12 protein-coding genes are annotated in these 13918 nt (G+C 72.0%); 8 read left to right on the top strand and 4 right to left on the bottom strand.

What is annotated here, in order from left to right; translation table 11 throughout:
- Window positions 1-76: 76 nt before the first annotated feature.
- Window positions 77-1189 carry a hypothetical protein gene (locus tag JNO44_RS18775; RefSeq protein WP_205370046.1) on the top strand — a complete coding sequence of 371 codons (1113 nt, stop codon included), beginning with the start codon at window positions 77-79 and terminating at the stop codon, window positions 1187-1189.
- The gene (locus tag JNO44_RS18770; RefSeq protein ID WP_205365358.1) at window positions 1189-2640 is read left to right on the top strand and encodes a hypothetical protein; all 1452 of its coding nucleotides are present in this window, start codon (window positions 1189-1191) and stop codon (window positions 2638-2640) included. Before JNO44_RS18775 ends, JNO44_RS18770 begins: the two co-directional genes overlap by 1 nt.
- A gap of 124 nt (window positions 2641-2764) precedes the next feature.
- Here the strand turns inward: JNO44_RS18770 and JNO44_RS18765 are convergent, their stop codons facing one another.
- A complete protein-coding gene (locus JNO44_RS18765) occupies window positions 2765-4294 on the bottom strand; it encodes a peptide MFS transporter (protein WP_205365357.1) in 1530 nt (509 codons plus the stop codon).
- A gap of 505 nt (window positions 4295-4799) precedes the next feature.
- Here JNO44_RS18765 and JNO44_RS18760 point away from each other — a divergent pair.
- Together JNO44_RS18760 and JNO44_RS18755 are read left to right on the top strand one after the other, a co-directional pair.
- A complete protein-coding gene (locus tag JNO44_RS18760; RefSeq protein ID WP_016575659.1) occupies window positions 4800-5480 on the top strand; it encodes a response regulator transcription factor in 681 nt (226 codons plus the stop codon).
- Window positions 5481-5486: 6 nt separating this feature from the next.
- Window positions 5487-6734, top strand: a complete 1248-nt coding sequence (locus JNO44_RS18755; RefSeq protein ID WP_205365356.1) for an ATP-binding protein — start codon at window positions 5487-5489, stop codon at window positions 6732-6734.
- 40 nt (window positions 6735-6774) lie between these two features.
- Here JNO44_RS18755 and JNO44_RS18750 read toward each other — a convergent pair whose 3' ends face one another.
- Window positions 6775-7284: a GtrA family protein gene (locus JNO44_RS18750; RefSeq protein ID WP_039635840.1), complete on the bottom strand. Its 510-nt coding sequence runs from the start codon at window positions 7282-7284 to the stop codon at window positions 6775-6777.
- 154 nt (window positions 7285-7438) lie between these two features.
- On the bottom strand, window positions 7439-7903 hold the full coding sequence (locus tag JNO44_RS18745; protein ID WP_240167583.1) for a protease inhibitor I42 family protein: 465 nt from the start codon (window positions 7901-7903) through the stop codon (window positions 7439-7441).
- A 184-nt stretch (window positions 7904-8087) separates the two neighbouring features.
- On the opposite strand from JNO44_RS18745, the gene JNO44_RS18740 reads away from it, so the two are divergent.
- From JNO44_RS18740 to JNO44_RS18730, 3 genes are all read left to right on the top strand, one after another.
- The gene (locus JNO44_RS18740) at window positions 8088-9254 is read left to right on the top strand and encodes a 5-(carboxyamino)imidazole ribonucleotide synthase (protein WP_258017893.1); all 1167 of its coding nucleotides are present in this window, start codon (window positions 8088-8090) and stop codon (window positions 9252-9254) included.
- A gap of 83 nt (window positions 9255-9337) precedes the next feature.
- The gene (gene purE, locus JNO44_RS18735) at window positions 9338-9841 is read left to right on the top strand and encodes a 5-(carboxyamino)imidazole ribonucleotide mutase (protein WP_073443144.1); all 504 of its coding nucleotides are present in this window, start codon (window positions 9338-9340) and stop codon (window positions 9839-9841) included.
- Window positions 9838-11013, top strand: coding sequence for a dipeptidase (locus JNO44_RS18730; protein ID WP_205365355.1), 1176 nt, complete (start codon window positions 9838-9840; stop codon window positions 11011-11013). The genes purE and JNO44_RS18730 overlap by 4 nt, the downstream gene beginning before the upstream one ends.
- Before the next feature lie 105 nt (window positions 11014-11118).
- Here the strand turns inward: JNO44_RS18730 and JNO44_RS18725 are convergent, their stop codons facing one another.
- Window positions 11119-12486 carry a UDP-glucose dehydrogenase family protein gene (locus JNO44_RS18725; RefSeq protein WP_205365354.1) on the bottom strand — a complete coding sequence of 456 codons (1368 nt, stop codon included), beginning with the start codon at window positions 12484-12486 and terminating at the stop codon, window positions 11119-11121.
- Window positions 12487-12694: 208 nt separating this feature from the next.
- Between JNO44_RS18725 and JNO44_RS18720 the strand changes: the two genes are divergently transcribed.
- Entirely contained in the window at window positions 12695-13867 is a 1173-nt protein-coding gene (locus JNO44_RS18720; protein ID WP_205365353.1) for an acyl-CoA dehydrogenase, read from the top strand.
- Window positions 13868-13918 lie beyond the last annotated feature (51 nt).

Here is a 13918-nt window from a genome sequence, read left to right as displayed (position 1 = left end):
GCGGGACGCGACGGGCGGGAACGGCGCGCGCGTCGGGCCGGGTCGCCGGGCCGGGCGCCGGCACCGCCCGTCCGTCCTGCTCGCCGCCCTCGCCCTGGCCCTGCTCCCGGTCCTGCCGCCCGTCCTGCCCGCGGCGGCGCACGCCGCGTCGGCCGGCGACCCGCCCTCGGCGGCGGTCTCCCGGAAGGAGGCGGGCGCCGGCGGCAGCATCACCGTCACCGGGCGGGGCTGGCGCCCGCACGCCCTGCTGACGCTGCTGATCTGCGGACAGAACATGATCGGCGGCACCAACTCCTGCGCCAACGGCGACGGGCGGGCCGTCACCACGGACGACCGGGGCGCGTTCAGCAGGCCGCTGCCGGTCGCCGAACCGCCCAGGCCCTGCCCCTGTGTGGTGCACGTGGCGACCGTGACCGGCCCGGAGGCCGCCGCGGACGCGGCGTTCAAGGTGGCCGGGCACCCGGTCGCGCCGCTGCCGCAGGACGTCAGCGCCGGCCGGCTGGCCGTCCTGGCACAGCCCCGGCTGATCGGCAGCGGCGGACTCCTCACCTGGTTCGGCGCCCCGCCGCAGCGCGAACTGGCCTTCACCGTGGGCAACTTGGGCTCGACGCCGACCAAGGACCCGATCTTCCAGGTCGGCACCTCGCACGGCGTCTTCGCGCCGAAGTGGGAGGACCAGCAGTGGCGGGGGACCGTCCCCGCCGGGCGGCGGACCGAGGTCAGGCTCCCGGTCGAGCTCGCCGCCGGGGCGCACGGGGACTACCTGGTCTCCCTCAAGTACGGCGGCAGGCTGCTGGTCGAGCAGCCGTGGGAGGTCGGCCGGCCGTGGGGCGTGACGCTCTTCTGGGTGCTGCTGTGCGTGGTCGTCCCGACGGTGGTGTTCCGGATCGGGATGGCGGTCGTCGACCGCGTCCGCCCGCCCCGCCCGGGAGCCGCCGCCCGCCCGGGGCGGGCCCCGCGCCGTCCGCGCCCCGGGCGCACCGGCAGGGACCGGCACGGCGACCAGCGTGACGACCGGCGTGGCGACCGGCGTGACGACCGGCCGAAGGGCCGGCAGAAGGACCGACGCGACATGGGACCCGGCACCGGCGCCGCGCCGGACGGCACCGCCGCACTGCCGTGGTTCACCCCGGACACCGCACCGTCCACCACAGCAACCGAACGACCCCCGTCGAAAGGTTCCGCGTGATGACGTTGATGAGGTTGACCCGGCCCACGAGGCCGACCGGGCAACGCAGGAGAGCGGTCACCGCCGCGGCGGCCGCCTTCCTGCTCGCGGGGGCGGGGGTGGTCGCCACCGCCGGGACCGCCCAGGCCGCCGAGGTGGCGTATCTGACCGAGTGTCAGCCGCCGCCGATCTCGGGGCTGCCGCCCGTCGAGGGCACCACCAAGGTCGAGATCAGCGCCCCCGCGACCGCCAAGGTCGGCGACGCGGTCGAGGTGGTCTGGACGACCGTCCAGGCGGCCTCCCAGAACCCCGGCATCCTCGACCTGGACAAGGACACCGTCCAGCCGACCGGCACGCTCAAGGTCGCCGGGGCGCAGACCGCCGACCTGGCGATGCAGGGCCCGCGGCAGAACCCGCCGATACCGAAGAACAGCCCGATGAAGCTGTCCGCCATGAAGGGCACGCTGAAACTCACCGCGCCCGGAGAGGTCACGCTGACGCCCGGTGCCTACAACATCAACGTCAGCAAGCCGATCTCCACCGACACCAAGTGCGCGCCCAAGGAGGCGGTGAAGGCGGCGGCCACCATCAAGGTCACGTCCGGTGGCGGCTCCTCCGGCGGCACCACGGGCAGCGGCGGGACCAGCAGCGGCGGCTCGGGCAGCGGCGGGACGACCGCCGGGGGCACCAGTTCGGGGGGCACCGGCTCCGGCGGCGCGACCACCGGCGGCAGCAGCGCGGGCACCTCCGGCGGCACCGCGGGCGGCTCCTCCGGCGGCTCCGGCGGCGACCCCGACGGCACCGCGTACAAGGGCAAGGAGGTGCAGGTCCCCTACGCCTGCAAGACGCCCATCGGCGACAAGAAGGCGACCTCGCCGGTCCAGATCGACGGCGTGAAGAAGGGCGGCGGCTACGACCTGACGGTGCACTTCGCCAAGTCCGTCATGGACAGCCCGGCGGACATCCCCAAGGGCTCGGTCAAACCGTCGATGGACGTGAAGGTGGGCGGCGCCGACAAGGGTTCCGTCAAGGTCGAGGGCCCCACCAACGCCGGGCCCATCAAGGCCGGCCAGCCCATCGAGATCCCCGACCTCAAGGGCACCTACAAGCCCGGCGCCACCGGTAGGGCCACGCTCACCCCGGGCGTCCTCACCGTCAACGCCCTGGGGACGACCACGACCTGCACCCCCGAGAAGGACCCCGGGGTCTCGCTCGCCCTGGACACCGCCGCCCAGCCCGGCGGCACCTCGGGCGGCTCGGCCGGCGGCGCCTCCTCCGGGGGCGGCGAGTCCTCCGGGAGCGGCACGGCCGGATCGGCCAGCGGGTCCGGCGGCAGCGGCAGCGCCGGCGGCCTCGCCCAGACCGGCGCGGCGGACCACGGCACGCTGACCGCCCTCGGCGTGCTCGCCGGCACCGTCGTCCTGCTCGGCGCCGCGGCACTCACCCTCACCCCGCGGCGGCTGCGCCGCTGACCCCGCGGTCCGGGGCACGACGGCCCGGCACACCGAGCGGCCCGGCACACCGAGCGGCCCGGCATACGGAAGGGCCCGGCACGCAACCAGCGTGCCGGGCCCTGACTCCCCTGTCGGGGACCGATCAGCGGACGTCACCCATGAGCGCGACGATCTTCTTGCGGCTCAGCCACACCGCGACACCGGCCAGCACCGCCAACCCGGCCTCGGCGGCCAGCACCGGGGGCCCGCTCAGGTCCGCGCCGGCGGTGGAGAGCAGGCTGGTGATGCAGTCGCCCGCGGTGACGGCGAGGAACCACACGCCCAGCATCTGGCTGGCGTACTTCTGCGGCGCCATCTTGGTGGTCACCGACAGGCCGACCGGGGACAGGCACAGCTCGCCGATGGTCTGGATCATGTAGATGGACAGCAGCCACATCGGGCTGACCTTCGAGCCGTCCGAGGCCATCATCATCGGGATGATGAAGACGGCGAACGAGGCGCCGATGAAGAACATCGCCATCGAGAACTTCACCGTGGTGCTCGGCTCGCGGTCGCGGCGTGCCAGCCACATCCACAGCCAGGCGATGACCGGGGCGAGCGCCATGACCCACAGCGGGTTCACGGACTGGAACCACGACGACGGGAAGTCCATCCCGAAGACCTGGCCGTTCGTCTTCTTCTCCGCGAAGACGGACATCGTCGAGCCCGCCTGGTCGAAGATCATCCAGAACACCGCGGCGGCCACGAAGAACCAGATGTAGCCGCTGACCTTGGTCTGCTCGGTGTCGGTCAGTTCCTTGTCGCGCTTGATGCGCCCCAGAACCGTGATCGGAATGATCAGGCCGAGCAGCGCGAGCGGGATCAGTGCCCAGTCCAGGGTGAAGTGGCCGGTGAAGCCGACCACGCCGTAGAAGACCGCGGCGGCGGCGACCCAGATCAGGCCCTTGCGCAGCCACATGGCGCGCTCCTCGGCCTGCAGCGGGGTCGGCACGACGCTGGACTGCGGGCTGAGGTGGCGGGTACCGACCAGGAACGACACCAGGCCCAGGGCCATGCCGACCGCGGCCAGCGCGAAGCCCAGGTGCCAGTTGACGCTCTGGCCGACGGTGCCGATCACCAGCGGCGCCGCGAAGGCACCGATGTTGATGCCCATGTAGAAGAGGGTGAAGCCGCCGTCCCGGCGCGGGTCCTGGGGACCGTCGTAGAGGTGGCCGACCATCGTCGAGATGTTGGCCTTCAGAAGGCCCGAGCCCACGGCGACCAGCGCCAGACCCGCGAAGAACCCGGCCTGGCCCGGCACGGCCAGCACCAGGTGGCCGGTCATGATGACGCCCGCCGCGATGGCGACGGTCTTGCGCGGTCCCCAGATACGGTCGCCGATCCAGCCGCCGGGCATGGCCAGCAGGTAGACCATCGCCACGTAGATGGAGTAGATGGCCGAGGCGGTGGCCGCGTTCATGGCCAGACCGCCGGCCTGGGCGCCCTTTTCGGCGTCCGGACCACCGGAGATCAGGTAGATCACGAGCAGGGAGCGCATGCCGTAATAGCTGAAGCGCTCCCACATCTCGGTCATGAAGAGAGGGGCCAGGCCGCGGGGGTGGCCGAAGAAGGTCTTGCCGCCGTTGGCAGGGATTCCCTGCTGGGCAGCGTCCTTCGTCAGGCTGGACGCCATGGTGGTTCCTTGCTTCTCGGGACGCGTCCGAGAGTCGGTGCGCGCCCGTGTGGGGATGACCGGCACCGGCGCCGCCCGCCCGCCCCCCACGTCCGGGAGGTTCGTCCCACACGAGGAGGGTCGACGGGAGGCCGAACACCGGGATCCACGCCCCCGTGCCGCGATAGCGCGGCCGGCGGACCCGGTCGACAGGTCTTTCACTGTGTCAGGGGCTGGGGGTACCAACCCCACACACAACAAGGACCGATGGCTTCGAGTTCTGCGCCATCGTCCCGGTGGTTGTGCGCTGGACGTTCCGGACACCATACGTCCGCTTGCCGGCCCGGGGGGAGTGGTGAGAGAACGCTCACACTCGCGCAGGGAACCGTTTGAAGCCGTCCGTGCGACCGCGCCCACGCCCGCGCGCCCCCGGCTCAGGCGCGTGAGCGGGCGCAGAACGGACCCACTGTCGCCCATCCGTGCTGGTCCGCCCCTCGCCGTCGGTACATCGGACTACCATCGGCCCATGACCCGTGTACTGCTCGCCGAGGATGACGCGTCCATCTCGGAGCCGCTCGCCCGCGCCCTGCGCCGCGAGGGTTACGACGTCGAGGTGCGTGAGGACGGCCCGACGGCGCTCGACGCCGGTCTCCAGGGCAACATCGACCTCGTGGTCCTGGACCTGGGGCTGCCCGGTATGGACGGTCTGGAGGTCTGCCGTCGCCTGCGCAACGAAGGCCATTCCTTCCCCATCCTGGTGCTGACCGCCCGCGCCGACGAGGTGGACACCGTCGTCGGCCTGGACGCCGGCGCCGACGACTACGTCACCAAGCCGTTCCGGCTCGCCGAGCTGCTCGCCCGGGTCCGGGCCCTGCTCCGCCGCGGCTCCACCGCCGAGCCGCAGCAGCCGCCGGCCACCCACGGCGTGCGGATCGACGTCGAGTCGCACCGCGCCTGGATGGGCGACGAGGAACTCCAGCTCACCGCGAAGGAGTTCGACCTGCTGCGGGTCCTGGTGCGGGACGCCGGCCGGGTCGTCACCCGCGACCAGCTGATGCGCGAGGTCTGGGACACCACCTGGTGGTCCTCCACCAAGACGCTGGACATGCACATCTCCTGGCTGCGCAAGAAGCTCGGCGACGACGCCGCCAACCCCCGGTACATCGCCACCGTCCGCGGCGTCGGCTTCCGCTTCGAAAAGAGCTAGGGGCCCGTGCGCCGCCGACTGATCAACTCCACGCTCGCCGTGGTGCTCGTCGTCATCGCCGTCTTCGGCGTCTCCCTGGTGATCGTCGAGACCCGCACGATCCAGTCCGGCGCGCAGGAGAGCGTGGCGTCCGAGGCGGTCCGGCTGGTCGGGATAGTGGAGAGCCGGCTGGGCAGCGGCGAGAAGATCACCCCGGAGATCCTGTCGGAGCAGATCACCGCGCACCGCTACGCCGAGATCAAGGTGCCCGGCAAGCCGAAGATCGAGATCGGGCAGCGGCCGGTCGGCGACGTGATCGAGTCCGAGGTGCACGGCGACCGCGGCGAGCGGGTCCGGGTCCAGGAGTCCCGCTCCACGGTCAGCGCGGAGATCGGCCGGACCCTGCTGGTGATCCTGGCCGTCGCGCTGCTGGCGATCCTGGCCGCCGTGGTGCTCGCCGTCCGGCAGGCCCGCCGGCTCACCGCCCCCCTCACCGACCTCGCCGAGACCGCCGAACGGCTCGGCTCCGGCGACCCCCGGCCCCGCCACCGCCGCTACGGCGTCCAGGAGCTCGACCGGGTCGCCGACGTGCTGGACGCCAGCGCCGAGCGGATCGCCCGGATGCTCACCGCCGAGCGGCGGCTGGCCGCCGACGCCTCCCACCAGTTGCGCACCCCGCTGACCGCGCTGTCCATGCGGCTGGAGGAGATCACCCTCACCGACGACCCGGACACCGTGAAGGAAGAGGCCACCATCGCGCTGGCCCAGGTGGAGCGGCTGACCGACGTGGTGCAGCGACTGCTGACCAACTCCCGGGACCCGCGCACCGGCTCGGCGGTCGCCTTCGACCTGGACGAGGTCGTCAAGCAGCAGATCGAGGAGTGGCGCCCGGCCTACCGCAGCGCCGGCCGGGCCATCGTCCGCTCCGGCAAGAAGGGCCTGCGGGCCGTCGGCACCCCGGGTGCGGTCGCCCAGGTGCTGGCCACCCTGATCGAGAACTCCCTGATGCACGGCGACGGCACGGTCGCGCTGCGCACCCGCGTCACCGGCAATCAGGCGGTCGTCGAGGTGACCGACGCCGGCCCCGGTGTTCCGACGGACCTCGGCTCGCGGGTCTTCGAACGGACCGTCTCCGGCCGCAACTCCACGGGTCTGGGGCTCGCCGTCGCCCGAGATCTGGCCGAGGCGGACGGCGGTCGTCTGGAACTCCTCCAGCAACACCCGCCGGTCTTCGCGCTCTTCCTGGCCCGGGAGGGCGAGCCCACCGAGGAGTGAGTCGGGTCCCTGTCGCGACGCCCTGCCGCGACGGCGGTGCCTACTTCCGGGAGGCGCCGCTCGGCAGGGGGGAGTCGTCCGTCAGGAACGACTCGGCGGTCTCCACCGCCTCCCGGGCGGGCAGTGCCCGGAAGACCCAGGTGCGGTACGACCAGAAGCGGAAGAGCGTGGCGATCCCGATGCCGAGGAACTTGAAGACGTTGCTCTGGAGCGGGCTGTCCCAGCCGAACCCGTAGGTCGCCGCGTAGAGGATGCCGTTCTCGATGACCAGGCCGACCACGCTGAAGAGCAGGAACAGCGTCAGCTCACGGGTCCGGCCGTGCTTGTCGCGGTCCCGGTAGGCGAAGTAGCGGTAGCCGACGTAGTTGGTGCCGGTGGCGACCACCGTCGCCACGATGCTCGCCCGGACGACGGGGAGCTCGGTCAGGTGCCGGACGAGGTTGAAGACCGCGAAGTTCACCACGACGCCGGCGCCGCCGACGGCACCGAACTTCACTATTTCCCGGGTGAGCGCCTCCAGTCGCGACCGCAGTGCGCTCGGTTCACTCATGGTGATCGTTCAGCTCCCCGTCGTGGGCAATGGGCGGGCCGGCGCCCCGGTAGGCCCCCTCATGCTAACCACGCCGGTTGAACGGCGGTGTACGGGCAGCCCAACGCGCACCGCCGCGCACATAAGCGGCCAGGGCCAGGGCCGGGGCCGCCTGTCAGCCGACCGTGACCCGGAAGTTGAGGACGCCGGCGCCCGGCTCGTCCGCCGCCCCCGTCGCGCACCGCAGGCAGCGCAGCAGCCGCAGGTCGGTACGGCCCGGGCGGACGGCCTCGAAGCCCAGTGCACGGGTGCCGCGGGTGGGGGTCAGGCGCCCGCCCGCGGCGGGGGCGCCGTTCCCCGACGCCCCGGGGGCGCCCGGGGGCTCCCATCCGGTGGTCCGCAGAACGGCCGGATCCGGTCGCGGGGCGGCGATGATCCAGTGGCGGCCGTCGCCGGGGTCGTCGGGCACCTCGATGGTGAAGCGGTCGCCGGCGGACACCACGATCTCGGTGTCGCCGGGGCCGTACACCTCCGGCCCGGTCAGTTGGTCGATCACCGAGTACAGGGCGATCAGCAGGGCGAGGACGGCCATCACGGTCACCAGCGCCCGGGAGTTCCTCGTTATGTCGCCGCTCTCCATGCGGCCTCCCCCTATCGCCGGGCCGGGGCCGGGCGCCTCCCCGGCCACTGCCGGGAGGGCCCTCGGTCCGGTCCGGTACCTCACCGCGGTTGTGGACTCTTCCGATCAACCTCGAACCCCAGCTCTCGGATGATCCTCCAAGCCGGGGTCGGGTGCACGACTATCGGGCGGCTACCCTGGGGGCGTGACGTTCCCGGTAGTCGGCATGGTCGGTGGCGGTCAGCTCGCCCGTATGACCCACGAGGCGGGTATCCCCCTCGGCATCAAGTTCAAGCTCCTCAGTGACACCCCGCAGGACTCGGCGGCTCAGGTGGTCAGCGATGTCGTCATCGGCGACTACCGCGATCTGGACACCCTGCGCGCGTTCGCCCGTGGCTGCGATGTGATCACCTTCGATCACGAGCACGTTCCCACCGAGCACTTGCGGGCGTTGGAGGCCGAGGGCATTCCCGTCCGGCCCGGCCCCGACGCGCTGGTGCACGCCCAGGACAAGGGGGTGATGCGGGCGAAGCTGGATGCCATCGGCGTGCCCTGCCCACGGCACCGCATCGTCTCCGACCCGGCCGACGTGGAGCGCTTCGCGAGCGAGGGCCAGGGCGACGGGTCGGACGGATTCCCCGTGATCCTCAAGACCGTCCGTGGGGGCTATGACGGCAAGGGCGTCTGGCTCGTGCGATCCTCCAAGGAGGCGGCGGAACCGTTCCTCGCCGGTGTGCCCGTCCTGGCGGAGGAGAAGGTCCCCTTCGTCCGCGAGCTGGCCGCCAACGTGGTCCGCTCCCCGCACGGCCAGGCCGTCGCCTACCCGATCGTGGAGTCCGTCCAGGTCGACGGCGTCTGCGACACCGTGATCGCGCCGGCCCCCGACCTCTCCGACGAGCTCTCCACCCACGCCCAGCAGCTCGCCCTGCGGATCGCCGACGAGCTCGGCGTCGTCGGCCACCTCGCGGTCGAGCTGTTCGAGGTCCGGGACGCCGACGGCGCGCCCGCGGTCCTCGTCAACGAGCTGGCCATGCGTCCGCACAACTCCGGCCACTGGACCCAGGACGGCGCGATCACCTCGCAGTTCGCCAACCACGTCCGGGCCGTCCTCGACCTCCCGCTCGGCGACCCGCGCCCGCGCGCCCGCTGGACGGTGATGGCCAACGTCCTCGGGGGTGACTACCCCGACATGTATGCGGCGTACCTGCATTGCATGGCCCGCGATCCGCAGTTGAAGATTCACATGTACGGAAAGGACGTGAAGCCGGGCCGCAAGGTCGGGCACGTCAACACCTACGGCGACGACCTGGCGGATGTGCGTGAGCGCGCCGCACACGCCGCCGGCTATCTGCGAGGAACGATCACCGAATGAGCTCTTCCGCGGCCCGCCCGTCGCCCGACCGCCGCCCCTCAACGACCGCTGACGCGCACCCCTCTTGTCTCGTCGGCATCGTCATGGGCTCCGATTCCGACTGGCCCGTCATGGAGGCCGCCGCCCAGGCCCTGGACGAGTTCGAGATCGGCTATGAGGTCGACGTGGTCTCGGCCCACCGCATGCCGCACGAGATGATCGCCTACGGCGAGCAGGCGGCCGGCCGCGGCCTGAAGGCGATCATCGCCGGCGCCGGGGGAGCCGCCCACCTGCCCGGCATGCTGGCCTCCGTCACCCCGCTGCCGGTCATCGGCGTCCCGGTCCCGCTGAAGTACCTGGACGGCATGGACTCCCTGCTCTCCATCGTGCAGATGCCGGCCGGCGTGCCGGTCGCCACGGTCTCGGTCGGCGGCGCCCGCAACGCCGGACTGCTCGCCGCCCGGATGCTCGCCGCCCACGACGCCGAACTCCTCGCCCGCATGCGGGAGTTCCAGCAGGACCTCAACGACCAGGCCACCGAGAAGGGCAAGCGGCTGCGCAACAAGGTCGCCGGGTCCGCCGGCTTCGGCTTCGGGAGCGGCAAGTGACCACCGGGCGGGAGGCCGCGCTGGAACTGCTCGCCCGCTGGCCGGTCGTCGACGGCCACAACGACCTCCCCTGGGCGCTGCGCGAACAGGTCCGCTACGACCTCGACCGGCGCGACGTCGCCACCGACCAGAGCGCCCACCTGCACACCGACATCCCCCGGCTGCGGGCCGGCGGCGTCGGCGCACAGTTCTGGTCGGTGTACGTACGCTCCGACTACACCGGCGACCACGCCGTCAGCGCCACCCTGGAACAGATCGACGCAGTACGTCAGCTGACCGCGCGCTACGCAGCCGATCTGCGCCCGGCGGCCACCGCCGACGACATGGAGGCGGCCCGCGCCGAGGGCCGCATCGCCTCCCTCATGGGGGCCGAGGGCGGCCACTCGATCAACAACTCGCTGGCCACCCTCCGGGCCTTCCACGCCCTGGGCGTCCGCTACATGACGCTCACCCACAACGACAACAACGACTGGGCGGACTCGGCGACCGACGCACCGCGCCACCACGGCCTGTCGGCCTTCGGCGAAGAGGTCGTCCGCGAGATGAACCGCTGCGGGATGCTCGTCGACCTCTCGCACGTCTCGCCCGACACCATGCGCGACGCCCTCCGGGTCAGCACCGCGCCGGTGCTCTTCTCGCACTCCTCGGCCCGCGCGGTCTGCGACCACCCGCGCAACATCCCCGACGACGTGCTGGCCCAACTGCCCGCCAACGGCGGCGTCGCCATGGCCACCTTCGTCCCGAAGTTCGTGCTGCCGGCCGCGGTCGCATGGACGCTGCGCGCCGACGAGAACATGCGCGCCCACGGCCTGCACCACCTCGACACCACCGAGCGGGGCATGGCCGTCCAGCGCGCCTTCGAGGCCGCCAACCCGCGGCCGATGGCCACCGCGGCCACCGTCGCCGACCACCTCGACCACATGCGCGAGGTCGCCGGCATCGACCACATCGGCATCGGCGGGGACTACGACGGCACCGCCTTCACCCCCTCCGACCTGGCCGACGTCGCGAGCTACCCGAATCTCCTCGCCGAACTCCTGGACCGCAGGTGGTCGGCGGCCGACCTGGCGAAGCTGACGTGGCAGAACGCGGTACGGGTGCTCCGCGGGGCGGAGGACGTCGCCCGGGACGAGCAGGGCCGCCGGGGACCGTCGAACATGACGCTCGGCTAGGACTTTCCGGGTTCTCGGTCGCCCCTCCGGCCCGTCCCCGCCCGTTGCGGGGTGGGAAGCGGGCCGGTGGGGCCGGCCGCGTGGCCGGTCGGCCGGCCGTGGTGGTTATGCGTTCGGGCGGCCCAGGGCCCGGTACGTCCAGCCGGCCTTGCGCCACAGGGCCGGGTCGAGGGCGTTGCGGCCGTCGAGGACGCGGCGTTCGGTGGCGACCTCGGCCAGCACCGCCGGGTCCAGCTCGCGGAACTCGCGCCACTCCGTCAGGTGCAGGACGACATGCGCGCCGCGCACCGCCTCCAGGGCGCTCTCCGCGTACCCCAGGGTCGGGAAGAGGCGCTGGGCGTTCACCATGCCCTTGGGGTCGTAGACGGTGACCTGGCCGCCCTGGAGGTGGATCTGGCCGGCGACGTTGAGGGCGGGCGAGTCGCGGACGTCGTCGGAGTCCGGCTTGAAGGTCGCACCGAGGACGGCGACCCGCATGCCGAGGAAACTGCCGCCGACCGCGTCCCGGGCCAGCTCGACCATGTGGCCGCGGCGCCGCATGTTGATCGAGTCGACCTCGCGCAGGAACGTCAGTGCCTGGTCGGCGCCGAGTTCGCCGGCGCGGGCCATGAAGGCCCGGATGTCCTTGGGCAGACAGCCGCCGCCGAAGCCGATGCCGGCCCGCAGGAACTTCTTGCCGATCCGCTCGTCGTGGCCGATCGCCTCGGCCAGCTTCACCACGTCGCCGTCGGCGGCCTCGCACACCTCGGCCATGGCGTTGATGAACGAGATCTTGGTGGCGAGGAAGGAGTTGGCGGAGGTCTTGACCAGCTCGGCGGTGGGGTAGTCCATCACGACGAACGGGGAGCCCTCGGCGATCGGGGCGGCGTACACCTCGCGGAGCAGCGCCTCGGCCCTCCCCCAGTTGTCGCTGGGAGGTGCCCCCACGCCGGCCACGCCGACCACGATCCGGTCCGGGTGGAGGGTGTCCTGGACGGCGAGGCCCTCGCGCAGGAACTCCGGGTTCCAGGCCAGCTCGGCGTCGGCGCCGGCGGGGGCGGCGGCGGTCAGCCGCTGCGCGAGCCGGGCCGCGCTGCCCACCGGCACCGTCGACTTGCCGACCACCAGCGCGGGCCGGGTCAGGTGCGGTGCCAGCGCGTCGAAGGCGGCCTCGACGTAGGACATGTCGCAGGCGTACTCGCCGTGCTTCTGCGGGGTGTTCACGCAGACGAAGTGGATGTCGCCGAAGGCCCCGACCTCCTCGTAGGAGGTGGTGAAGCGCAGCCGGCCGGTGGAGCCCTCGATGCCGGCGACATGGCGGCGCAGCAGCTCCTCCAGGCCCGGCTCGTACATCGGGACCTCGCCCCGGCGGAGCATTTCGATCTTCTCCGGCTGCACGTCCAGGCCCAGCACCTCGAAACCCAGCTCGGCCATGGCGGCGGCGTGGGTGGCACCGAGGTAGCCGGTGCCGATCACGGTGATCTTGAGGGCCATGTGCGGGGCTCCAGACGTCTGGCGGTTTGCGGTGCTGACCGAGCATATCCGCGCGTGGAACGCGCCCTTCCCGACCGCGGTACGCCCCAAGGGGGGACTGTCGGCAACCTCACCTACCCGAGGCACCGGGATCGCCCTAGAATCCCTTCTCAGTAAGGGTTACTTAACGGTAGTTAGCACTGCCGGCACCTCTGGGGAGTGAGAGACCTTGGCGGGAACCGCTGATTTCGATCTGTACCGGCCGTCCGAGGAGCACGACATGCTCCGCGAGTCGGTGCGCTCGCTCGCCGAGGCGAAGATCGCGCCGTTCGCCGCCGCGGTGGACGAGGAGGCCCGCTTCCCGCAGGAGGCGCTGGACGCACTGGTCGCCAACGACCTGCACGCCGTCCACGTGCCGGAGTCCTACGGCGGCGCCGGCGCCGACGCGCTGGCGACCGTGATCGTCATCGAGGAGGTCGCCCGGGTCTGCGCCTCGTCGTCCCTGATCCCGGCGGTCAACAAGCTCGGCTCGCTCCCGGTGATCCTCTCCGGCGGCGAGGAGCTGAAGAAGAAGTACCTGGCGCCGCTCGCCAAGGGCGACGCGATGTTCTCGTACTGCCTCAGCGAGCCGGACGCCGGTTCCGACGCGGCGGGGATGAAGACCAAGGCGGTCCGCGACGGCGACCACTACGTCCTCAACGGCGTGAAGCGGTGGATCACCAACGCCGGGGTGTCGGACTACTACACGGTCATGGCCGTCACCGACCCCGAGAAGCGCTCCAAGGGCATATCGGCGTTCGTCGTCGAGAAGGGCGACGAGGGCGTCTCCTTCGGCGCACCGGAGAAGAAGCTCGGCATCAAGGGCTCCCCGACCCGCGAGGTCTACCTCGACAACGTCCGCATCCCCGCCGACCGCATGATCGGCGCGGAGGGCACCGGCTTCGCCACCGCCATGAAGACCCTGGACCACACCCGCATCACCATCGCGGCCCAGGCGCTCGGCATCGCCCAGGGCGCGCTGGACTACGCCAAGGGCTACGTCCAGGAGCGCAAGCAGTTCGGCAAGCCGATCGGCGACTTCCAGGGCGTCCAGTTCATGCTCGCCGACATGGCGATGAAGCTGGAGGCGGCCCGCCAGCTCACCTACGCCGCGGCGGCCCGCTCCGAGCGCGTCTCGGCCGGCAGCAAGGGCGAGGACCTGACCTTCTTCGGCGCCGCGGCCAAGTGCTACGCCTCGGACGCGGCCATGGAGATCACCACCGACGCCGTGCAGCTGCTCGGCGGCTACGGCTACACCCGCGACTACCCGCTGGAGCGGATGATGCGGGACGCCAAGATCACGCAAATTTATGAAGGCACGAACCAGGTGCAGCGGATCGTCATGGCGAGGAACCTGCCGTAAGGCCGATCGCTCCCACGAGGAAGGGGCCCCGACCGCACCGCGGTCGGGGCC

Source organism: Streptomyces noursei, assembly GCF_016917755.1.
Lineage (GTDB): Bacteria > Actinomycetota > Actinomycetes > Streptomycetales > Streptomycetaceae > Streptomyces > Streptomyces yunnanensis.
Note: the sequence above shows the minus strand (reverse complement) of the source record. Positions and strands in the feature narration are given on the sequence as shown.